This window comes from Pantoea sp. AN62 (genome assembly GCF_050432985.1).
In the GTDB taxonomy this organism is placed as follows: domain Bacteria; phylum Pseudomonadota; class Gammaproteobacteria; order Enterobacterales; family Enterobacteriaceae; genus Pantoea; species Pantoea brenneri.
Genome location: NZ_JBNPYB010000010.1, coordinates 91,402 through 114,837 on the forward strand (window position 1 = coordinate 91,402; position 23,436 = coordinate 114,837).

General features: G+C 59.0%; 17 protein-coding genes. 3 read left to right on the forward strand and 14 right to left on the reverse strand.

From position 1 onward, the window contains the following. Window positions 1–405: 405 nt before the first annotated feature. Window positions 406–1,479 carry a porin gene (locus FHW04_RS13225; protein WP_089561236.1) on the forward strand — a complete coding sequence of 358 codons (1,074 nt, stop codon included), beginning with the start codon at window positions 406–408 and terminating at the stop codon, window positions 1,477–1,479. Between the two features lie 64 nt (window positions 1,480–1,543). Here FHW04_RS13225 and FHW04_RS13230 read toward each other — a convergent pair whose 3' ends face one another. From FHW04_RS13230 to FHW04_RS13260, 7 genes are all read right to left on the reverse strand, one after another. Further along, on the reverse strand, window positions 1,544–2,992 hold the full coding sequence (locus FHW04_RS13230) for a YchO/YchP family invasin (protein WP_179420089.1): 1,449 nt from the start codon (window positions 2,990–2,992) through the stop codon (window positions 1,544–1,546). A 170-nt stretch (window positions 2,993–3,162) separates the two neighbouring features. Continuing rightward, a complete protein-coding gene (locus FHW04_RS13235; protein ID WP_031375673.1) occupies window positions 3,163–3,960 on the reverse strand; it encodes a glucose 1-dehydrogenase in 798 nt (265 codons plus the stop codon). 11 nt (window positions 3,961–3,971) lie between these two features. Next, window positions 3,972–5,039, reverse strand: a complete 1,068-nt coding sequence (locus FHW04_RS13240; protein ID WP_069728208.1) for an ABC transporter permease — start codon at window positions 5,037–5,039, stop codon at window positions 3,972–3,974. Window positions 5,040–5,056: 17 nt separating this feature from the next. Continuing rightward, complete coding sequence (locus tag FHW04_RS13245; RefSeq protein WP_089561234.1) at window positions 5,057–6,589, reverse strand: sugar ABC transporter ATP-binding protein; 1,533 nt, start codon at window positions 6,587–6,589, stop codon at window positions 5,057–5,059. A 10-nt stretch (window positions 6,590–6,599) separates the two neighbouring features. Further along, the gene (locus tag FHW04_RS13250) at window positions 6,600–7,211 is read right to left on the reverse strand and encodes a DUF2291 family protein (protein WP_046288370.1); all 612 of its coding nucleotides are present in this window, start codon (window positions 7,209–7,211) and stop codon (window positions 6,600–6,602) included. 45 nt (window positions 7,212–7,256) lie between these two features. After that, window positions 7,257–8,192: a D-ribose ABC transporter substrate-binding protein gene (locus FHW04_RS13255; RefSeq protein WP_069728206.1), complete on the reverse strand. Its 936-nt coding sequence runs from the start codon at window positions 8,190–8,192 to the stop codon at window positions 7,257–7,259. A 56-nt stretch (window positions 8,193–8,248) separates the two neighbouring features. After that, the gene (locus tag FHW04_RS13260) at window positions 8,249–9,046 is read right to left on the reverse strand and encodes a GolD/DthD family dehydrogenase (RefSeq protein ID WP_089561233.1); all 798 of its coding nucleotides are present in this window, start codon (window positions 9,044–9,046) and stop codon (window positions 8,249–8,251) included. A gap of 350 nt (window positions 9,047–9,396) precedes the next feature. Between FHW04_RS13260 and FHW04_RS13265 the strand changes: the two genes are divergently transcribed. Continuing rightward, window positions 9,397–10,209: a DeoR/GlpR family DNA-binding transcription regulator gene (locus FHW04_RS13265; protein ID WP_031375669.1), complete on the forward strand. Its 813-nt coding sequence runs from the start codon at window positions 9,397–9,399 to the stop codon at window positions 10,207–10,209. A 281-nt stretch (window positions 10,210–10,490) separates the two neighbouring features. Here FHW04_RS13265 and cobA read toward each other — a convergent pair whose 3' ends face one another. The 7 genes from cobA to FHW04_RS13300 all read right to left on the reverse strand — a co-directional run bounded on the left by cobA (window position 10,491) and on the right by FHW04_RS13300 (window position 22,414). Further along, window positions 10,491–11,309: a uroporphyrinogen-III C-methyltransferase gene (gene cobA, locus FHW04_RS13270; RefSeq protein WP_094106259.1), complete on the reverse strand. Its 819-nt coding sequence runs from the start codon at window positions 11,307–11,309 to the stop codon at window positions 10,491–10,493. Then, entirely contained in the window at window positions 11,306–13,924 is a 2,619-nt protein-coding gene (locus FHW04_RS13275; RefSeq protein ID WP_094106260.1) for a nitrate reductase, read from the reverse strand. Before FHW04_RS13275 ends, cobA begins: the two co-directional genes overlap by 4 nt. Continuing rightward, the gene (gene nirB, locus FHW04_RS13280; protein ID WP_089561232.1) at window positions 13,921–17,988 is read right to left on the reverse strand and encodes a nitrite reductase large subunit NirB; all 4,068 of its coding nucleotides are present in this window, start codon (window positions 17,986–17,988) and stop codon (window positions 13,921–13,923) included. The genes FHW04_RS13275 and nirB overlap by 4 nt, the downstream gene beginning before the upstream one ends. Before the next feature lie 10 nt (window positions 17,989–17,998). Beyond that, a complete protein-coding gene (locus FHW04_RS13285; protein WP_031377500.1) occupies window positions 17,999–18,787 on the reverse strand; it encodes an ABC transporter ATP-binding protein in 789 nt (262 codons plus the stop codon). A gap of 10 nt (window positions 18,788–18,797) precedes the next feature. Further along, window positions 18,798–19,670 (reverse strand): nitrate ABC transporter permease, encoded by an 873-nt coding sequence (ntrB, locus tag FHW04_RS13290; protein ID WP_031377501.1) that lies wholly within the window; start codon window positions 19,668–19,670, stop codon window positions 18,798–18,800. An 11-nt stretch (window positions 19,671–19,681) separates the two neighbouring features. Continuing rightward, entirely contained in the window at window positions 19,682–20,932 is a 1,251-nt protein-coding gene (locus FHW04_RS13295; RefSeq protein WP_089561231.1) for a CmpA/NrtA family ABC transporter substrate-binding protein, read from the reverse strand. A gap of 261 nt (window positions 20,933–21,193) precedes the next feature. Continuing rightward, window positions 21,194–22,414, reverse strand: a complete 1,221-nt coding sequence (locus FHW04_RS13300; protein ID WP_089561230.1) for a nitrate regulatory protein — start codon at window positions 22,412–22,414, stop codon at window positions 21,194–21,196. 489 nt (window positions 22,415–22,903) lie between these two features. Here FHW04_RS13300 and FHW04_RS13305 point away from each other — a divergent pair, with 489 nt between their 5' ends. Continuing rightward, the gene (locus FHW04_RS13305; RefSeq protein ID WP_031377504.1) at window positions 22,904–23,395 is read left to right on the forward strand and encodes a hypothetical protein; all 492 of its coding nucleotides are present in this window, start codon (window positions 22,904–22,906) and stop codon (window positions 23,393–23,395) included. The last annotated feature ends 41 nt before the right edge of the window (window positions 23,396–23,436 follow it).

The following is a 23,436-nucleotide window of genomic DNA, read 5'->3' on the forward strand; positions in this document are numbered from 1 at the left end:
AACCAGACAAAAATATAACCCCGCAGCATGTAAGCAACTATTACCAAGCAGGCTAATGGTCAGACAAAAACCTTTATCAGCTTATTCCTTTTATAAGACTCCTTATTTTAATAATGGAAAACGCCCACTGACAAGTCGTATAAAAAACAGCCTGCAAAAAACAATAAAAAAACATTAAATATATTGTTTTAAATGAAATTAATTTTGAAAAAATATTTTAATCCGTCAGAATAAAAAAGTATTAGCGCTGCTGAAATTATTCTATCGCCATCATTTTTTCGAATACCAATGTAATAATTAATATTTTGTTACTTTTATTACACTTTGTGATTTTATCGTTTTATGTCATTTTCATCTCACCCCAAAAAGGGGAATAATAATGAATGAATACAGGGTAATAATTAAATGATAAAGCGCACGCTTCTGGCGGCTACTGTGCCGTTACTGATCGGCTTGTCTTCTGCTCAGGCCGCAGAGATTTATAACAAGGACGGAAATAAGCTCGACCTGGTCGGCAAAATTAACGTGTCTCACCTGTTTTCGGACGACAACAACAACAATGGCGACACCTCGTCCTATGCCCGTTTCGGCTTTAAAGGCGAGACCAAAATTACTGACCAACTGACCGGCTACGGTTTCTGGCAGTATCAGTACAGCCTGCGCAACTCTGAAGGCAGCGATGCTCAGACCGGCAACCGTACCCGTCTGGGCTATGCTGGGCTGAAATTTGGCAAGGCAGGTTCTCTGGATTATGGTCGTAACTATGGCCTGGTGTATGACGTACTCGGTTACACCGATATGCTGCCGTTCTTCGGCGGCGATTCCGGTTACACCGATGCCTTTCTTTCCGGCCGCTCGACGGGCGTGCTGACCTGGCGCAACAGTGATTTCTTTGGTCTGGTGGAGGGATTAAACCTTGCCGCGCAGTATCAGGGTAAGAATGAGCGCAGCAGCGACATTGATGGCGTACGGCGCTCTAACGGCGACGGCTTTGCCCTCTCCGCCTCCTATGATTTCGATTTTGGTCTGAGCTTCGCCGCTGCCTTCGCCAGCCTCGATCGCACCAACAGACAGAATGCCGCCGCACGCGGTGAAGGCGAGAAAGCTCAGCACTGGGCGACCTCGGTCAAATATGACGCCAGTCAGGTCTACCTGGCGGCGATGTACGGTGAGACCCTGAATGCCACCCCGATCAGCGGTGGTTTTGCCAACAAAGCGCAAAACTTCGAAGCCGTGGCGCAGTATCAGTTCCCGCATGGGTTCCGTCCGTCGCTGGGCTATGTTTCATCGAAAGGCAAAGAGATTGAGAACATCGGTGACGCCGACATCATTAAGTACACCGCGGTAGGCGCGACCTGGTACTTCAACAAGAACATGTCGGTTTACGGTGAGTACCGTATTAACCTGCTGAAAGATAACAATCCACTCGGCCTGGCCACCGACGACATTACCGCGCTGGGCCTGATCTACCAGTTCTGATTATCCCGCTGTGTTACGCAACGGCCCGACAGTGATTGTCGGGCCGTTTTTATTGGGCTGCGCGCTACAGCGTGACGCCGGAAGCGCCGATCGGTGCCATAAGATCGTAGCGATTATCCGCGGAAGGATCGTCCATCGCCATCGGCGGCTGAATTTTCAGGGTAATCCAGTTTGATGTTACCCGTTGTTGCTTGTTGTCTTCCAGCGTGACCGACAGCCGGTATTCATTGCTGGCACCCGGTGAGTCATCCCACTGCGGTAAAATCACGCTCCAGCCCTGCGGATCGGCGTTATTGGCCGGCGGCGTCAGGCTCAGCGCCTGGGTATCGCCCTGCCAGCTCACCGCTTTGATCGGATTGCTGGCGCGGACCTGAAGCTTCAGCGGCAGACTCTCACCGGCATTTAATTGCCACGGCGGCGTCGCCAGGAAGACTGACAGGGTTTTGCGCTGGCGGAACGACAGCACCGGCGTATCGCTGCGGGTGACAATATCGTAACGGCTGCCGCGCAGCGAGCGCGCTTCATCGACATTACTGGCATCCAGCTGGCGACGCAGGGCAACGCCGAAGCGATAATTGAGCTTCAGCCCGAGCTGATCCTGCGTCTCTCCGGCACTGCTGGTTTTATGGGTCGCCGACAGCGTCACCAGCGGCACCGGGGTATACGACAGGCCAAACGACATCGCCGAAGGATTATGGTAGCGGTTGCCGCTGTTAAACAGATCGACGTTTTCGCCCAGATATTGCTGGTAGCTCACCGAGACGCCGAGCTGACGATAGAAAGGCAGGTAGGTTTGACTGGTGATGTCATAGCCGCGCGCCATGCGCTGTTGCTGGGAATCACCAAGATTTTTCCAGCCTGACAGCGGCATGTAGTAGTTGGCTGAGAGCCGCAGATTATCACTCCAGGCTTCGGTACCGAGCGAAGCGCGCTGCAGGCCGCTGCTGAATACCCGATCGAGAAAACCGTTGTAGCCGAGCAGCCAGTTACCGGCATCCCAGCGCTGGCCCAGGCCGGCATTGCCGACCACGCCGTCACCGGTATCGTGCAACCCGAGCTGGCTGAAGGTGAGCATACTGTTCTCATCAGCCAGCGCACTGAACAGATCGCCGCCGGTGCCGGTAAAGTTACCGTTCATGTCCACCATCAGATCGAGCTGTGCCGTGCCGTAAGGCGAAAGCAGCGACTGCCCTTCGCTCTCGACCCGATTGGCGACCTCGTCACGCAGATGATTAAAGGCCCAGACCCCGGCCTGCTGACCAAAGGAAGCGTTGCTGTCATTGTTGCTGGCTTCACCGATGCTTTTGGCAACCGATGCCAGCTTCCGGCTCCACTCTTCATCCTGTTCCGCGCTGCTGCCCAGCGTCGGAAGCGCCTCCAGCGACTGACGGTAGCGCGCCGGGTCGTCGAATGGCGTCTCTGACACCCGTGTTTCGGTCTGTAACGCGCGGACGGGCTGCGTAACCAGCAGCACGGGCGCGATCAAAGAGAGAATCACTGTTTTTCGTATCATGTCACCAGGCATTCGGATTAAGGTTAAGCGTGAGCGAATGAAAAATATCTCGCCTTTACCTTAACATATTGTGACAGCGATTCAGGACAGACGTGACAAATTGTGCATATGACAGAAAATTCTGACACAAAAAAGCCTGCCGCAGCAGGCCCGGGAATCACACCCCTGTATCAGGAGAAAATTAACCCGCCATCGACATTGATAGTCTGGCCGGTGATGTAGCGCGCATCCTCAGATGCCAGAAAGGCCACCAGCCCGGCGACGTCTTCAGGCTGACCGGCACGTTTCAACGGAATGTTATTCACCCACTCCGCCATCAATTCCCCTTTGCCGTAGGTTTTCTGATCGTTACTGAGGATTTCGCCCCAGACTCGGTCGTTGTAATCCCACATTTCGCTCTCAATGATGCCGGGACAAAAAGCGTTGACCGTGATGTGCCACGGCGCCAGCTCCAGCGCCAGACTCTGGGTAATCCCAATCACGCCCATTTTGCTGGCGGCGTAGTGCGGCGTATAGATGAAACCCTGCCGTCCCTGACCCGATGAGGTGTTAATCAGACTGCCGCTGCGCTGCTTTACCATATACTTCGCCGCTTCACGGCAGCAGAGCCAGACGCCGGTGGTATTCACCGCCAGCACCTTGTCGAAATCGCTTTTTGGCATGCTGTCGAAGCGATCGATGGTGATCACCCCGGCATTCTGGATCGACACATCGATCTGACCAAAGCGATCGGCGGCCTGCTGGTAGAGCTGCTGCACTGCGGCCTCATCGGTGACGTCCACCTGCAGCGCCAGGATTTCACTGCCGAACTGCTGCTGGAGCTGTTCGGCGGTGGCAAAGACGCGATCGGCATTCGACACCATCACCAGCCTCGCCCCGTCGCGGGCAAAGCGGGCCGCAATACCGGCACCAATGCCACGGCAGGCTCCGGTGATCACCACTGTTTTTCCACTAAAATCGCGGGTCATAAACACTCCTGTTAACTGTGACGGATGTCAGAGAGCGGTGCCGCCTGCAGCTTCTTTTCATGACGACGTAACAGCACCACTTTGCTTTGCAGACGTTGCTGGAACTGGTCAATCACCACTGCGGTGACAATTACCAACCCTTTAATCACCATCTGCCAGAAATCGCTGACGCCCATCATCACCATGCCGTCCGCCAGGAAGACAATCACGAAGGCGCCAATAATCGAACCGGAAACCCGTCCGCGCCCGCCTGCCAGTGCCGTACCACCCAGTACCGTGGCGCCAATCGCGTCCATCTCAAACATATTGCCGGTCATCGGGTGCGCCGTTTGCAGCTGAGAAGCGACCACCAGCCCGACCAGGCCAGCACACAGGCCGGAGAAGGCGTAGACAAACACTTTCACTTTGATGATCGGCACGCCCGCCAGCCGTGCGGCTGACTCATTACCGCCAATCGCGTAGATGTAACGACCGAGCGGGGTTTTACGCGTCAGATAGAGCCCGAGCAGCAGAAAGCCGACCATCAGCCAGATCGGAATATAGACGCCCAGCACCGAGCCGGAACCGAGCAGCGCAAAGCCGGTGTTACCGAGTGCCGGCAGGCCGACCAGGTTGGCGTAGGTGCTGCCATCGTTGAACAGCAACGCCGCACCGCGCGCCACATACATCATGCCGAGGGTACAGATAAACGGTGCCACGCCCAGCCGGGTAATTACCGTGCCGTTAATTAATCCCACCAGCACGCCAAAGATGGCCACCACCAGAATCACTTCGGGCACGTTGAGGAACAGGGTATTGCCACCCCACAGCGGCACGCCATTAGTCAGCAGCGCGCCCGCCACCATGCCGCAGATGCCGGCGACCGCACCCACCGACAGATCAATGCCGCCGGTGAGGATCACCAGCGTCATGCCGATCGCCAGCAGTCCGGTAATCGCCACGTGCTGGGTCATGATCAGCAGATTGGATGGGGTCAGGAAGTTGGGAACCATCACGCTGAAAAAACTGACCACGATCAGCAGCGCAATAAAGGTGCGCGCCTTCAGCAGGTACATATAAAGCAGATATTTTTGGTTCATGGAGTTCTCCGGCCAGCTTAATCTTGCGGGGTGGATGCCGCGATCAGTTGCTCTCGCGTTGCCACAGCACGCGGTAAATCGGCGGTAATCCGGCCATCGGCCATCACTAAAATACGGTCCGCCAGTGCCATCACCTCATCCAGTTCCGATGAGGAGAACATCACCGCCAGCCCCTGTTGCGCCAGATTACCAATCAGGTGGTAAACGTCAGTTTTGGCACCGACGTCGATACCGCGCGTCGGTTCATCCAGTAACACCACCTGCGGACCGGTCATCAGCGCTTTACCCAGCACCACTTTTTGCTGATTGCCACCGCTCAACGAGGTGATAGGCAGTTCGGCGTCGCTGACCTTGATCGACAGATGCCCAATCATCTCATTGACCCGCTGATTCTCCTGGGCCGGACGGAGCAACCGCAGCGCGCGGCGAAAACCGCGCAGGCTGAGATCGGAGAGGGTCATGTTGGCGGTAATCGACATCAGCTCTACCACGCCTTCCCCCTTGCGGTCTTCGGGCACCAGCGCAATGCCGCTTTTTAACCGCTGCTGGAAACTGCGTTTCGCCAGATCTTTCCCGGCCAGTTGTACCCGGCCCGACTGGCACGGCATCAGGCCAATCAACCCCTTAAACAGCTCGGTGCGCCCGGCGCCCAGCAGGCCATAAATGCCGATGACTTCCCCTTTACGCAGCGTAAAGCTGACGTCGTTCAGGGTGTAACCGCCGTTCTGGTGCAGGGCGGTGAGTCCCTCAACCTGTAATACCGTTTCGCCCTGCGGGGCGGCCTGATAATCAAACTGCTTCTTCTTATCTCCCACCATCTGAGCGATGATCCACGGCACGCTCGCCTCACGCACTTCGCGTTCGCTGATGAACCGTCCATCGCGGAAAATGGTGATGTGATCGCCAATCTCCATCAGCTCTTCAAGCCGGTGCGAGATATAGATGATGGTGACGCCCCGCCGCTTAAGCTGAGCGATAACGTTAAACAGCACTTTCACTTCAGACTGACTCAGCGCGCTGGTCGGCTCATCCATGATCAATACCCGGGTATCTTTAGAAAGCGCGCGGGCAATCTCCACCAGTTGCTGATGGCCGATACCCAGCTCGCCGAGCGGAGCATAGGGATCAACATCCAGCTCCAGCCGCTCAAGCAGCGTCTTCGCCAGCGCATACTGATATTTCTCGTTGATCACTCCGCGCTGGAAAAACTCGTTGGCGATAAAGATGTTGTCCATCACGTTCATGTTGGGAAACAGGTTCAGCTCCTGAAAGATAATGCTGATGCCCTGCTTTTCTGCCTGATGCGTGGAACTCAGTGACACCACTTTTCCATCCAGCAGAATCTCGCCCGACGAAGGGGTTTCCACCCCCGCCAGCATCTTCATCATGGTCGATTTACCGGCACCGTTTTCGCCAATCAGCACGTTGACCTTATTGCGATAGACCCGGTAATTAACCTGATCGAGCGCCGTTACGCCGGGATAGAGACGCGACACATTGCGGGTTTCGATGATCACATCGCTACTCTGCTGCGGTTGAAGATCTTGCATCTGCCGCTCCTTATTGCCGGCTTATCGCCGCCGGGGTGATATCCGGCAGCGACTGCGGGATATCCCAACTGCTGAACACGCCGATGACCGTCACCTTATCGCCCACGGCAGGCTTGAATTTCTGCATCAGGCTGGACGCCTGCTGATTAATCGCCTTGCCGTAATCGCCAAACAGCACCTGATCGTTAAAGTCCTGATAGCTTGCGCCCTTGTAAGCATCGCGCAGTGCGGTACCGCGAATGATTGGCCCGGTCTGAATAGTGACAGTGTCACCTGACTCATCGCGGATTTTCATCTTACCGCTGCGTGAGGTGCTATTCAGCGCAGTGATTTCGCCACGCACCGCCACGCTAAACACGCACGGATTCTCCGCCTGGCTGCGATAGCCGTAAGATTGACAGGCGCTGTCAAAGTCCTTAGCCGACTGCAGCGACTTAATTAAGGTCGCCAGTGGTTTCGCCTCCGCCGTCAGCTGCGGCACCAGTTTCTGCTGCCAGACCTGATCGACGTTTGCCATCTGCGGATTGGGGGGATTTTTCAGCTCGGCCAGCTGTTGCTGTGACACTATTCGGCAGCCGCTTAGCAGCAGGACCACCAGCGTCAGCCAGACTCTTCCGGACATCTCATTCTCCCTGGCGCCCGCTCTGGCAGGCGCGGCGGCGGTTAATTACGACTTAAAGTTGAAATCCTGCACGCCTTTGGCATTGTCCGGCGTAATCAGGATGCCGCGGAACATCACGCGCTGTTTCTCTGGCTTCGCGCCTTTCTGAATGTAATTGTCGAGATCGGTCACGCCCTGCGCCGCAATCGCCTGCGCCTGCAGCATCACCGTGGCTTTCAGGGTGCCGGCCTTCACCGCATCCCGCTCGTCATTGCTGCCATCAATACCCACCACAATCACATCGTTGCGTCCGGCCGCTTTCAGCGCCGCAATCGCTCCCAGCGCGACCGGGCCATTACCGCAAATCACCCCTTTCACATCCGGGTGCGCCTGCAGAATACTGTCCATGATCCGCTTGCCGTCGATCAGCGTCCCTTTAGCATCCTGACGTGCGACGCTCTGCATATCGCTGTACTGATCCAGCACCTGATGGAATGATTTGGACCGCGTAACGCAGTTATTGTCGGCCAGGTTACAGGTCAGCTCGGCATACTTGCCCTTCTCGCCCATCTTCTCGACAAACACGTTGGCCACGTCAGACCCCGCCTGGAAGTTGTTGTGGGTAATCTGCGCCAGCGCCACATCGTCTACCGGGATTTCGCGGTTAATCAGCACCACCGGAATGCCAGCATCTTTGGCCTTTTTGATCGCCGCCACGCTGGCCGTTGAGTCAGCGTTATCCAGCACGATACCCTGCACTTTTTTGCCGATAGCTGCGTCGATCAGTTCGCTTTGCTTCTTCACATCTTCGCCGTGCGACAGCACCGAGGTTTTGTAGCCCAGCGCCTGCGCTTTGAGGTTGGCGCCTTTGGCTTCAGAGGCGTAATAAGGATTATCAAGTGAGTTAACCAGAATCATAATGGTGCCTTTCTCGACGGCGAATGCCGCCTGCGAAACCAGACAGGCAGCCACAGCAGTGCACAGCAGGGTACGGTTTTTCATGATGTTCTCTCTTATCGTTATCACTGGTTGGTGATTTCCCGGGTGTCAGAGCAGCCTTACCAGATGGTAAATCCGCCATCGATCATTAAATCCGCGCCGGTAATCATGTCGCTGCCGTTGCTGGCAAAAAACAGCACCGCCGCGGCAATCTCATCGGTATAAGCAAAGCGGCCTAACGGAATCAGTTTTTTCATCTGCTCACCCTTCTCACCGCGCCAGGCTTTTTCGCCCATCGGCGTCAGCACCACGGTGGGCGAAAGGGTATTTACGTTGATGCGGTGTGGTGCAAACTCTTTGGCCATCACTTTGGTCATGCCGAGCAGTCCGGCTTTGGCCGAGGTGTAAGCGACGTGGTTATCGATCGCAATCGAGGCTGCCTGCGAAGCGATATTGATAATTTTCCCGCCGTTACCGGCAGCGATCATCAGGCGTGCTGCCGCCTGCGAGCAGAGGAAAGGACCGGTAAGATTGACGGCAATTTGCTTCTGCCACTCGGCAAAATCGGTATCAATCACCGGCTGTAACATCACATATCCGGCGCAGTTCACCAGAATATCGATGTGGCCGTAGTGGGAAATAACCTGATCAAACGCCTGGGTAACGGCGGCGGGATCGGTGACATCACAACAGACAAACTGCACCCGATCGGCGGCAAACTCTGCCTGCAGGCTGGCAACCCTGTCCGCTTCGAACGGCGGATAAAGCAGCGCCAGACGCGCACCCTTTTCCAGCAACATGCTATTCGTCGCCATCGCAATGCCGCCCAGGCCGCCGGTCACCACCGCGACTTTGTCAGCCAGATTCAGCGCGGTATCCACGCCGTATCGCAGGTTCACGTCATATTCACCACTCATCCCACTTATCCCCTCAGTTTTTTGCTGTCGCCGTTGACTCAATCATTTTCGAACAAAAATATAAGCTATCGAAAAGAAATGATATGTGGGGCAGATCAAATTTCGACCATCTGCTGCTCTTCGGGGATTATCTTATTGAAAAGACGTGATCTGGCTTGCAATGCGCAAATAAAAGTGAAACCAGCAAATCGTGAAAGCGGGTGTGATTCAATAACCTGCAACTCTTTAACTTTCGTTCGAAAATGAACATCCCTTGCGACCATCTCGCATTCATAAAAATGGCGCGTTAAACTCTGCGACAGATCCTTCTTCGCCTGAAAACCCTGCGATTGGAAAAGGGAGCATTTCGATTGAAAAGCAAAAGTGAGCAGTTAGCTGATATGCAGCAACGCCGCGAAAAGATTCTGGAGATGATCCGCGAGGATGGCACGGTCACGGTCAAAGCGCTGACGGAGACCTTTGGCCTGACTGAAGCAACGTTGCGCAGCGATCTGCGAATGCTGCAAAAACAGGGTTTTGTCCAGCGCTACCACGGGGGCGCGACCCTGATGACCGGCAAACAGAATACCGGCGCGATGCTGCTTGAGCGGCAAACCCATCTGGAAGAGAAAGAGGCCATTGGCCGACTGGCGGCACAGCACATCGAAAATGGTGACACGGTGATTTTCGATTCCGGCACCACCACCACCGCCATCACTGATGCCATTACCCATATTCGCCGCTTATCGGTGGTCACCACGGCGGTGAATATCGCACTGAAACTGGGTGGCGAACCCGGCATCAATATTCTGCTGACCGGCGGCACCTTCAAATTCCCGACGCTATCGACCTCCGGTGAAAAGGCAGCCAGCTTTTTCGAAAACGTACTCGCCGAGAAACTGTTTCTGGCGACCGCCTGCATCTCACCTCGCCTCGGCCTGAGCTTCCCCAGCGAAACCGACATCAAGGTCAAGCTGGCAATGATTCGCTCAGCCAACACGGTGTATGTGGTGGCCGACTCCAGCAAGATTGATAAGGTGTCGATGTTTGCGCTGCCGTGCGACTGGAGCAATATCCACTATCTGATTACCGACAGCGGCATCACCCCAGCACAGGTTAAGGCGTTCGAGGCGCTCGGCGTTAAAGTGCTGGTCGCCCCGCTGCCGCTGAAGCGGGCAATGTAATCGGCATTACCGGCGCGGTTCTGCCCGGCGCCAGGGATCATCAGAAAGAGATCTGGTGGGGTTATGCTGTGCTAACCATGCTGAAACGGGCAGCAAGTGCCTGCCTGAACGCCTTTCACCCAAAACACGCACACCAGCCAGCCGGCCAGTAAGCGCCTGCCCGAAGAGCAAGGTGTGCGAGCCACGGATGGCGAGCCCGGTCCGCAGGGACGCGGGTCCCCCGTGCGATCGGGCAGGTCCTTGCTGACCTTCGCACCGGGCGCACCACCGCACTCGCCATCTCAACACACCGCAACGCGCGCCCTCGCATCGGCCTGTAAATCCGCCCGGTAATAACGCACCACCTCACCGACCAGCAACAACGACGGCGAAACCGGCTTCTCCTGATCCACCGTCTGCGCCAGTCCGCCCAGCGAGGTAATCAACACCCGCTGATCCGACCGGGTACCGTTCTCAATGATCGCTACCGGCGTCGACGCATCACGCCCGTGATCCTGCAACTGCCTGCTGATCGAGGCACTCCAGCTCAACCCCATATAAAACACCAGCGTCTGATTGTCCGCCGCCAGCGCAGCCGCATCCAGCTGCGGCTCCCCGCTGCGCCCGTGCCCGGTGATCAGCCGTAACGACTGCGCGCAATCACGGTGGGTCAACGGAATGCCACTGGCCGCCGCGCAGCCCACCGCGGCGGTAATCCCCGGCACCACCTCACATCGAATCCCGGCCAGCTGCAGACTCACCATCTCCTCGCCGCCGCGACCAAAAATAAACGGGTCGCCGCCTTTCAAACGGATCACCTGGCGGCCACTGCGCGCCAGATCCACCAGCAACTGATTGATCTGCGCCTGCTTAAGACCGTGCTGCCCAGGTCGCTTACCCACATCAATGCACAACGCGCTCTCCGGCACTTCCGCCATCACCGCTTCACTCACCAGCCGGTCATACACCACTACCTCGGCACGCTGCAGTAAACGCAACGCTTTCACCGTCAGCAGATCAACGTCGCCCGGCCCGGCACCCACTAACCACACCGCGCCCTGCTGCGGAACACTGCCCTGCGGCGACAGCAATTTATCCAGCGATTCAATTAACAGCGTCATGACGCCTCCGTAATCGATTGGGAACGCAACAGCTGCTTCAGTTCCGGAATACAGGAACCACACTGCGTGCCGCATTTAAGCTTCTCGCCCAGCGCCTGAGTCGTATCACACCCCTGCGCCACCGCCTGCAAAATGGCCGACTCACCGACCGCCATGCAACTGCAGATAATCCGCCCCGCCGCCTGACCCTGGGCGGCCTGGCCCGCCAGCAGCCGATGCCGCCGAAACGCATCCGACGGCGCAGCCTGAAACGCGGCAGCGACGAAATCGTGGTCGACTGCTGGCAAGCCAGCCCCGGCATACAATGCCAGCTGCAGCACGCCGTCTCGCCATGCCAGCACCCGGTAATCACTGCCGCTGCCGTCAGCGACCTGCAACTGGCACCCGCTAAGATCGTAATGCGCCGCCAGCCACGCTTGTGGCGCGCCCTCGCCAGCAACCACATAACGCTGCACCCCGGCATACGGTGACCGCGCCCAGTAACGCAACCCCACAGGTGATGCCAGCGTCGGCTGCCATAACCAGCCCTGCCAGCTCACCGGCAACGGCATAATCCGCACCGGCGTCTGCTTCAGCGCCGGCTGGCGCGAAAACGGACAGCCTCGCGCGGCGATTAACATATCGACATGGCTCTGCTGACTGAACTGCCGGTTCCAGTGCATCGGCATAAACAGCTCTCCGCGTCGCAGCCCGCTATCCAGCGTCACCCGCGCGCTGATCCAGCCAGACAGCGACTGCACACGGGCCAGCGCCCCCGCCGTCAGCCCATAGCGGGCCGCATCGGCCGGATGAAGCGCCACAAACGGCTCGTCACAGTGCTGCATCAGCCGTGGCACCAGCCCGGTGCGGGTCATGGTATGCCACTGATCGCGCACCCGACCGGTATTCATCAGCAACGGATAAGCCACCTCGCGTGGCGTTAGCACGGGCGTCGCCGGTACCCATAGCCGGGCTTTGCCATCTGGATGATAAAACCGGCGATCGCTAAACAATCGGGCACAGCCAGCAGGATGTTCAGCGTTGACCGGCCACTGAACCGGATGCAGCGCATCCCAGTCAACATCACTTAACTGCGCCAGCGCGCTGATATCAAACGCCCGCTGACCGCCGTTCTCAAAGCCCGATAGCGCCGCATGTTCACGGAAAATCGCTGCCGGATGCTGCCAGTTAAATCCTTCAAAGCCTAAACGTCGGGCCACCTGGGCCAGCAGCCACCAGTCGGGACGGGCATCGCCGGGCGCGGCGGCAAAGGCGCGCTGACGCGAAATCCGCCGCTCTGAATTGGTCACCGTGCCATTTTTCTCGCCCCAGCCCTGGGCCGGCAGCAGAATGTCAGCAAACGCGCTGGTATCGGTTTGCGCCATCACGTCCGACACAATCACCAGCGGACAGGCCGCCAGCGCCTGCGCCACCCGATTGCCCTCCGGCATAGAGACAGCCGGATTAGTACCCATAATCCAGACCGCTTTAACTTCGCCGGTGGCGATAGCCTGAAACAGATCCACCACCGTCAGGCCGGGCTGACGGGCGATAGTCGGGCTGCGCCAGAAACGCTGCACCCGATCGCAGTCAGCCGGATCAAACCCCATATGCGCCGCCAGCTGATTAGCCAGCCCGCCCACTTCACGTCCTCCCATCGCATTTGGCTGTCCGGTCAGCGAAAACGGACCGCAGCCCGGCCGCCCGATCCTGCCGCTTAACAGATGCACATTGAGGATCGCCTGATTGTTATCACTGCCGGTGAGCGACTGATTAATCCCCATGCACCACAGCGTCACTACCCGCCCGGTCTGGCTGAACAACCGGTAAAAGTCGGTCACCTGCTGCGGCGTCAGATCGCACTGTGCGGCGACGTGCGCAACCTGCCACGGCTCTGCCGCCGCCAGCGTTTCCGCCACGCCGCTCAGGTGCGGCAGCATCGTCTGATCGATGCCGCCCTGCTTTGCCAGCCAGCGCAGCAGGCCGGAAAACAGCAGTGTATCGCTGCCAGGACGCAGCGGCAGATGCAGATCGGCCAGGTCGCAACTGGCGGTACGCCGCGGATCGATGACCACCATCCGCATTTCAGGACGCTGCTGCTTCGCCTGCGCCAGCCGCTGCCAGATCACCGGATGTGCCCAGGCCGCGTTGGAACCGACCAGCACCACCAGATCGGTCTGATCCAGATCCTCATAACAACAGGGCACCGCATCCGTACCGAACGCACGCTTATAGCCGATCACCGCTGAGGCCATACAGAGCCGCGAGTTGGTATCGATATTGGCGGTGCCGATATAACCCTTCATCAGCTTATTGGCGACGTAGTAATCCTCGGTCAGTAACTGGCCGGAACCGTAAAACGCCACTGCCTGCGGGCCGTCACGCTCAATCACCGCGCGTAATCCTGCCGCCGCCGCATCCAGCGCCGCGTCAAGCGTCACCGGCTGGCCATTAACCTGCGCCTTCAGCAACCGTCCCTCTGGCGTCAGCGTCTCGCCTAACGCTGTTCCCTTAACGCACAACCGCCCGGCGTTGGCCGGATGCAGCGGATCGCCCGCCACCTGCGCCCGATGATTGTCCTGCGGCGTCACGCAGACGCCACAGCCGACGCCGCAATAGGGACAGGTGGTATTCATGATGCCTGCGCCAGTTGATTCGCCGGACGATTCGCCAGCCAGATCTGCCCCGCTTCCAGCTTCACCGGCCAGCAGCGTAACTGGTGCTGCGGGTTATCCAGACTCTGACCGTCCCGCAGCCGCACCCGCTGCTTGTAAAGCGGCGAAATCACCACCGGCTCGCCGCCGACATCACCGAGAATACCGCGCGACAACACGCTGGCTTCGCTGCCTGGCTCGCGATCCTCCAGCGCATAAAGCGTCTCACCAAAGCGGAACAGCGCGATACGCTCACTGCCGAGCCGCGCCCCGATGCCGGCCTGCTGTGGCACCGCGTCGAGTGCACAGACTGCGCTCCATCGCTCGGCCGGCAGGTGCAGCAACGGGCGGGACGTGGCCGTGTCCGGCTGGCGCTGGCCGCGCACCCGGCTGTAGTGCAGGCTCTCATCCGGCTGATCGCTGTTGATCGTCGGAGTGAACAGCGCCAGGCGTGACGCATCCGCCAGCGTGGTCTGCCATTCGCACTGGTACGCCTCGACCACCTGCTGCATCTCCTGCTCCAGCGTTGCCGCCAGCCCGAGGCTATCGTCAATCACCACCTGACGCAGATAGTCGAGGCCGCCCTCCAGGTTATCCAGCCAGACGCTGGTGCGCTGCAGCCGGTCGGCGGTACGGATATAAAACATCAACAGACGATCGACATACCGCAGCAGCGTAGCGTCGTCGAGGTCGCTGGCGAACAGATCGGCGTGACGCGGCTTCATACCGCCATTGCCGCAGACATAGAGATTCCAGCCCTTGTCAGTGGCGATCACCCCGATATCTTTGCTCTGCGCTTCAGCACATTCACGGGTACAGCCGGAAACCGCCATCTTGATCTTGTGCGGGGCGCGCAGGCCCTTGTAGCGATGCTCCAGCGCGATAGCGAACGCGGTAGAGTCCTGCACGCCATAGCGGCACCAGGTTGATCCGACACAGGACTTCACGGTGCGCAGCGATTTGCCGTAGGCGTGGCCGGTTTCGAAGCCAGCGTCCAGTAACGTCTGCCAGATAGCTGGCAGTTGATCGAGCCGCGCACCGAACAGATCGATGCGCTGTCCGCCGGTAATTTTGGTATAGAGATCGTAGCGCGCCGCCACTTCGCCAATGGCAATCAGACCTTGCGGAGTGATCTCACCCGCCGGAACGCGCGGCACCACTGAATAGGTGCCATCTTTCTGGATATTGGCAAAGTAGCGATCGTTGGTGTCCTGCAGCGGCAGATGTGCCGGTTGCAGCAGATAGTCGTTCCAGCAGGAAGCCAGCAGCGAGGCCACCAGCGGTTTACACACTTCACAGCCGTGGCCTTTGCCGTGCGCCGCCAGCAGATCGTCAAAGGTTTTGATCGCCTCCACCCGGATCAGGTGATAAAGCTCCTGCCGCGACCAGGCGAAGTGCTCGCAGATATCCTTCTTCACCACCACGCCGAGGTTAGACAACTGGTATTCCATCACCTGTTTCACCAGTGCCGCACAGCCGCCGCAGCCGGTGGCCGCTTTGGTACAGCTTTTAATGCTGCTCATCTCACTGCAACCGCTTTTCACCGCTGCGCAGAGTTCGCCTTTGCTGACGTTATGACAGGAGCAGAGCTGGGCACTGTCAGGTAGCGCGGCCACGCCCGCTGCCCTGGCCGGTGCGCCCGCCAGCAGCGGCAGAATCAGACTCTCGGGCGCGGCCGGCAGCGGCAGCGCATTCAGCATCATCTGCAGCAGTGTGGCGTAATCGCTGCTGTCCCCCACCAGCACGCCGCCCAGCAATCGGCTGCCGTCGCCGGAGACCACGATTTTCTTGTAAATGCCTTTTGGACCGTCCGTCCAGTGATAACTCTGGCTGCCGATGGTGCGACCCTGCGCATCACCAAACGACGCGACCTCGACCCCCAGCAGTTTGAGCTTTGTGCTCATATCCGCACCGCTGAACGCAGTGGGTTCCGCCGCCAGATGGCCCGCCAGTACCCGCGCCATCTGATAGCCGGGCGCCACCAGCCCAAAAATCTGACCGTTCCACAGCGCGCATTCGCCGACGGCGTAGATCGCTTCATCGCTGGTCTGACAGCGATCGTTAATCTCGATACCGCCGCGCGGACCGAGCGTCAGCCCGGCCTCACGCGCCAGCTCATCACGTGGCCGGATGCCGGCGGAGAACAGCACCAGATCGCTGTGCAGGCTGCTGCCATCGGCAAAGTGCAGCAGCACGCTGCCGTCGGCCTGAGTCTCAATCTGCTGAGTCTGTTTTGAGGTGTGTACCGTCACACCAAGCGACTCGATCTTCTGACGCAGCATTGACGCGCCGCCCTCATCGAGCTGCACCGCCATCAGGCGCGGCGCAAACTCCACCACATGGGTTTCCAGCCCGAGTTGCCGCAGCGCATTGGCCGCCTCCAGACCCAGCAACCCACCGCCAATCACCACGCCGCGCTGACTGTGACGGGCGCAGGCGGCAATCGCATCGAGATCGTCGAGCGTGCGGTAGACGAAACAGCGTGCCGCATCGTGGCCGGGAATCGGCGGCACAAAGGCGCGTGATCCGGTCGCCAGCACCAGCCGATCCCACGCCAGCTGGTTACCCGCACTGTCAGTCAGGCTACGCTGCGCCCGATCAACCGACACCACCTGGCAGCCCGTGCGCAGCTCAATGCCGTGCTGCGCAAAGAAATCCGCGCCCACCAGCGAGAGATCGGCCGCCTGTTTGCCGTTGAAATAGTCCGACAGATGCACCCGGTCATAGGCTGGCTGAGACTCTTCGCCATACACCACAATGTGATAGTGCTGATGCAGTTCACGGGCGACCAGTTGCTCAAGAAAATAGTGGCTGACCATGCCGTGACCGATCACGGCTAATAGCGGTTTGCTCATCAGAAGACTCTCTGCAGCCTGCGGCTGCGTTTCAGGTTGATCGGGATCGAACAGGGTGGCGAGCGTGACGGGTTCAGCACGCTGCAGGCGGCCGAGCAGTGCGGCCCCCTGCTGGCTGTCACCAAACAGCAGCACGCCGTTGAGGCGTCCCTGTCGCAGAAAGAGACGACGATAGTCGCCGGAGAGCGGATCAAAACTGCTGACCGATGGCGCTTCACTGATATCCCCGGCGCTGAACAGTGAAATGCCGCTGACTTTCAGCCGCGTGCCGCCAGGCTGGGTACGGTAATCGGCCTGTGGCGAACCGGCCAGCTGCGCTGCCAGCACCTGCGCCTGCGCCAGACAGGGCGCCACCAGGCCAAAGGTCTCCCCCTCGATTTCACAGCACTCGCCGACGGCATAGACATCGGGCACCGCGCTGCGTAGCTGGCGATCGACCAGAATACCGCGCTGACACGGCAGCCCCGCCGCCCGCGCCACGGCCACGGCTGGCTCCACGCCGATGGCGATCACCACCTGCGCGGCGGCGTAATCAGCGCCATCCGCCAGTGTGACGCCGGTTGCGGTGATCGCCTGCAGGCCACTGTTCAGCAAACAGTGGATGCCACGCCCGCGCAGCGCCGTCAGCAGCAGTTCACCCGCTCTGGCATCCAGCTGGCGATCGAGTAACCAGCCTTTGTGGTGAATCAGCGTCACCTCACGGCCCTGCGCCCGCAGTGCCGCCGCCGCCTCAATGCCGAGGAAACCGCCCCCCAGCACCGCCACCGGGCCGTGGCCCGCCAGCAGCCGTTCAACATCATTGATGCTGCGAAAACCGCTGACGTGCGGCCGATCGATGCCCGCAATGGCCGGCAGACGCGGCTGCGATCCGGTGGCGAAAACCAGCCGGTCCCAGCCCAGCTGGCGCTGGTCGGTCAGCACCGTGCGGGCCGCCAGATCGACCTGCTGCACCGTTTCACCGGCCAGCAGCGTCACGCCGTGCTGCTGATACCATGAGGTGGCATGAAGCAGGGTCTCGCTGAAGCGCATCTCGCCAGCCAGCACCGGTGATAACAGCACGCGGTTATAGTTGCCGTACGGTTCGCGACCGATCACCGTGATGGCGTAGCGCTGCGGCGCGCGTTGCAGCAGGCTTTCGACCAGCTGCATCGCCGCCATTCCATTCCCTATCACCAGCAGCCGTTGCGTCATGATGTGATCCTCACGCCGCCGTAGTCTGTTTTTCATACAGAAAGTGCAGCACCTGCTGACGTAGCTGGTGATAGCGTGGATCGTCGGCCAGCGCGACGCGTGAGCGCGGACGCGGCAGATCGACCGGCAGAATCTCACCGACCCGCGCCGCCGGGCCGTTGGTCATCATCAGTACCCGATCTGACAACAACACCGCCTCATCGACGTCATGGGTGATCAGCACGATGGTGGTGTTCAGCTCCTGCTGAATGCGCATCACACTGTCCTGCAGATGCGCGCGGGTCAGAGCGTCCAGCGCGCCAAACGGCTCATCCAGCAGCAGCACCCGCGGCTTCATCGCCAGCGCCCGTGCGATGCCGACGCGCTGCTTCATGCCGCCGGAAATCTCACCCGGCCGCTTGTGCATCGCATGGCTCATCTGCACGCGATTCAGGTTGTGCTCAATCCAGTCACGCATTTCCGCTTTACTGAGCCGGCCTTTAAACACCTGCTGCACCGCCAGTTCAACGTTCTGAAACGCCGTCAGCCAGGGCAGCAGCGAATGGTTCTGGAACACCACCGCCCGCTCTGGCCCCGGCCCGGCGATCTCGCGGTTATCGCACAGCAATACGCCGCTGCTGGGCCGGCTTAATCCGGCAATCAGGTTCAGCAGGGTTGATTTGCCGCAGCCGGAATGGCCGATCAGACTCAGGGTTTCGCCCTGGTGAATATCAAAGCTGACGTTATCCAGCGCCAGAAATTCACCGCTGGCGGTATTGAAGCGCTGGCTGACCTGCTGAACGCGAATAATGTGTGACATGGTGAACTCCTTATTTATCCCAGCTAAAACGACGGACCAGCAGCATCAAGCCCTGCTCCAGCAACAGGCCGACAACGCCGATAATCAGGATGGCGATCAGAATGTTTTCCACATTGAGGTTGTTCCACTCGTTCCAGATCCAGAAGCCGATACCCAGTCCGCCGGTCAGCATTTCGGCAGCGACAATCACCAGCCACGCAATGCCAATCGACAGGCGAACCCCGGTCAGCACGGCGGGCAGCACCGCCGGCAGCAGGATGCGGCGCATTACCGTCCACTCGGAGAGCTGCAGCACCCGCGCCACATTGAGGTAATCCTGTGGAATGCGTTGTACCCCTTCAGCGGTGTTGATGATCATTGGCCAGATTGAGCAGATGAAAATGGTCCAGCTGGCAGCAGGCTCGGCACGCTGAAACAGCAGCAGACCAATCGGCAGCCAGGCCAGCGGACTAACCGGGCGCAGCAAGGCGATAATTGGATTGAACATCCGTGCCATAAACAGAAAGCGGCCGAGCAGAAAACCGGCCGGAATGCCGACCAGGGCCGCCAGGCCGAAGCCGACAGCGACCCGTTGCAGCGACGCCAGCACGTTCCAGCCGATGCCCTGATCGTTGGGACCGTTGCTATAGAACGGATCGGCAAACAGCACCTGCGCCGCCTGCCAGGTGGCGTACGGCGTCGGAAAAGACGGCTCCGACAGCGCGGCAAGTTGCCACACCAGCAGCAGCAACAGCATCCCGCCGGCTGCCGGGATAGCCCGCTGGATCAGCGGACGCAGGCGAGCCGGTCTGGCGGCGGCTTTCGGGGTAATCTGCAGCGGGATAACGGTAGCACTGCTGTCGGTCTGTACCGGCTGCGCCAGGGCGCGCGCGTCAGTTTTCATGGCATCCTCTCTTAATGTTTGATGGCGAAACTGGCGGCATAGGCGGCAGGATCGCTGCCGTCCCAGACTTTGCCGTCGATGAGGGTACTGCTGCGCATCTCCGTGGCGGGCAGTGCGATCTGGCCGACCGCACTGGCGGCCTGTTTATAGATGTCGATGCGGTTAATCTGGCGTGCTACCGCCAGGTAATCAGGATCGTCGGTCAGCAGACCCCAGCGTTTCATCTGGGTCAGGAACCACATGCCGTCAGAGAGCCACGGGAAACTGACCTTGCCGTCACCGAAGAAGCGCATCGGATGCGTGTCCTGCCACGACTGACCCAGCCCGTTCTGGTACTGACCCAGCATCCGCCCTTGTAGCGTCTCAACTTTGGTATTGATCCAGGCGCGCCCGGCTAACACCTGGGCCGTTTCGCGACGGTTATCGTCAGAGGCATCAATCCAGCGGGCGGCTTCCAGTACCGCAGCCGTGAGTGCGCGTGCGGTATTGGGATTCTCGTTGACCCACTGCGCGCGGGTGCCGAGGATTTTTTCCGGATGCTCAGGCCAGATCTGCTGGCTGGTGGCGGCGGTAAAGCCGATGTTGTCGCTGATGGCGCGCTGGTTCCACGGCTCGCCGACGCAGAAGCCGCTCATGTTGCCTATCTTCATGTTCATCACCATCTGCGGCGGCGGCACAACCACGGTGCGTACCTCCTCAAATGGGTTGATGCCGGCATTGGCCAGCCAGTAATAGAGCCACATGGCGTGGGTGCTGGTGGGAAAAGTGTGGGCGAAGGTGAAGTGGCCTTTGGCCTGGCTGTCGACCGCCTTTTTCAGGCTGGCCGCATCTGTCACGCCGCTGGCTTTTAGCTGGTTCGACAGAGTGATCGCCTGGCCGTTATGGTTGAGCGTCATCAGATTAGCCATGTCGTGCTGCGGACCGGCCACCCCGAGTTGCAGGGCGTAGATCATGCCGTACAACACGTGCGCGGCATCCAGCTCGCCAGAGGTCAGTTTGTCGCGTACCGCCGCCCAGCTCGCCTCTTTACTGACCTGTAGCGTCAGGCCATATTTTTTATCAAATCCTTTAACTGACGCCATCACCACGGGTGCGCAGTCGGTGAGCGGAATAAAGCCGACCCGCACGGTGTTTTTCTCAGGCGCATCCGATCCCGCCGCCCATACGGCATTGCGTAATCCCGGAACAACCCAGGCCCCGCCCAGCGCGGCACCGGACAGCAGTAACTGACGTCGTGAAAGGGAAAATGGCGTTTTGCTCATCATATTGCCCCTGAACAGGAATAAAAAAAGGCGTCCTCCGACATGCCGAAGCATGCGGATGGACGCCTTTATCCAAAGCACTGGCCCCACCGCCGTTGGCGGGAACAATGCGCACTGTCTGTACTATCAAGCAAGCAGCGTGCCAGAATTACTGACCGCTTTAACGCCGGGTTTTCGCCCTGCTCCGGGTGAAAAAGCAACCGTTTTTGCACTTCTCTGACGCAGGCTGCGCACAAGCGTTGTGCAGCTAACGCTTTCGGGTTAAGTGTTGAGGGTCGCGGCGACGGCCAGCACCGCCTGCGCGATCTCCAGTACCCGTTTGTTCTGGTTCATGGCGCTTTTACGCAGTGCCTGCCAGGCCGCCTGCTCGCTGAAACCGTGCTGCTGCATCAGCCAGTGCTTGGCCTGTTCAATGATCCGGCGCTCATCCAGTGAAGCGCGCATGGCGGCCAGTTCATCGGCTTGTTGCTGCAAGCGCTGCGACTGTTCACCAATCAGCGACAGTACTGAGCGCCCAAGCTGCGGCGCCAGGCCGTCGCTGTCCAGCGTGGCCGCGCCGGGCAGCCAGTCGGCACCCGAAACATAGAGCGCAAAACTGCTCTCTCCCTGCACCGGGGTCAATGGCAGCGCCGCCTGCTGTTCGGCCAGTTCAATCGCGGTCCGGCAACGCAGCATCAGCGTGGCGGAGAGACCGTCTTCGACCTGTTTCATCTGATCGAGCCGTGCGGAAAGCAGTGAAAACCAGTGCAGCGCGCCGGACGCTTCGCCGCTGCCGCCGGTGCAGGCAATGCGCCGCAACCGCTCGATATCCCGGCTGGCCTGCGCCAGCGGCTGCCATCGGGCACGCGCCTGGTCATCGGCAAACTGGTGAAAGGTGGTGAAACTCTGCTCCTGGGCCGCAATCAGCGCGACCATCTGGCTGCGCTGATCGGTGCTGAACTGCCCGGCCGCAAAGCCAGCGGAACCAATGGCGCGCTCCTGTCCGGCCAGCTCTTTGCCCTGCATAAAGCTGAACAGCGCAATCAGGGCGCGGGAGATATCGGGATGGCTGGCGGTGTCAGCAGCTTCAAATACCAGGTTGAGTAAGGTGCGTATCACCTGGTTAAACGCTGCCATCGCCGCTGGCTGGTTAAGCGTCCCCTCCGCGATCTGCTGTCGCAGTGTGGGCAGTTCACTCAGCGCCTGTAATGCGGCGGCGATCAGGTGACAGAAGCGGCTGTAGCCCGGTTGCGCCACCGCTGGCGGTAGCGCCTGATAAACCTGCTGCAGGCAGGCGCTGACCTCCTGCTGGCGGGCGACCCGCTCAGCGCTGAACAGCCGGCCGTGGGAACAGATCCAGATATTGCTGGCACCGCGCTCCCGCTGCAGTTGGTGGACCAGCTCACTGACCGCCGTTAGTAGTTGTCCGGTCTGCAGTAGCCGTTGCAGGCTGGCAATATCGCTTTCCCGTGATGCCTGCAACCAGCTCAGGGCGTCCCTCATGGTTCACCTCTCATCGGCGTAAAACCATTATTAAGCAAAAGCCGTGCCGTTTTGACAGTAAAAAGCGTGGCCGGCGCGCCCGGAAATTCCGATTTTGATGAGTTTCTTAAGGCAAATGGATAAAAATTTCTGACAATGAGTGATTAGAAAAACTTAATAGTTTCCCATTGAATCCTTTGCGTGGCAGAATGCGCGACAACGTTCTCAACCAGTTTGCCGTCGCGATAATTCAGTTAGCTTTAACTATCGTAAAGCATGGCGCTTTTCCCGCGCCCTGGCTTGCTAGAAAAGCGCCTGCTATCACGCATCGGCAGCCGGTGCAATGGTTTGAATTCTCAAAAGTCTTAGGTAGACTGAACGCAGTACTATCCTGATGTAATCTGACCTTTTTTTGAATGTCAGAACTTTGGCCTGCTGCGGCGCCCTTGTCGGCGCCCTCCTGCGTTGGGCCAGGTAATATGCAGATACTTTGATGAGATCACGAGGAACATGGTGAAAAAGAGTCTTGCGTTAACACTGCTGGCGGTCCTTACCCTGGCAGGCTGTAAGGCCCCGCCGCCGCCCGTCACTGATGACACGCTGGTGACCAGCGAAATCAACGGCGTCAAGCTGGTTCATCGGCATGCCGTTGCGGCGCCGACCGAATTCGAACCGGTCAATCAGACCTGGCGAGCGTTGTATGGCGCGTCAGTGATGACGACGCCCGATTACGGCGGCAAAGTGGTTCGCTATCTCGAAACGGGTAAACCGTTTGAAGTATTAGGCAATGTGGAAAATCACTGGCTGGCGATTGCCGATCAGGCTGACGGCCCGATGATTGGTTACGTTCCGCTAAAAGCGGGTGTGGAAAGCAGCCGCTATGACGCCACTGTCCAGAGCGATCGCCCCCGTCCTCGCAAGACGAAACAGGTCTGTGTCGCCGTTGGCGGTGCCAGTAAAGCGTGCCGCACTAACGATACCGCGACCTGGATCTTAGACTAAACATGAAATCCGGCGCATATTGCCCGCAGCACCGTCCTGGG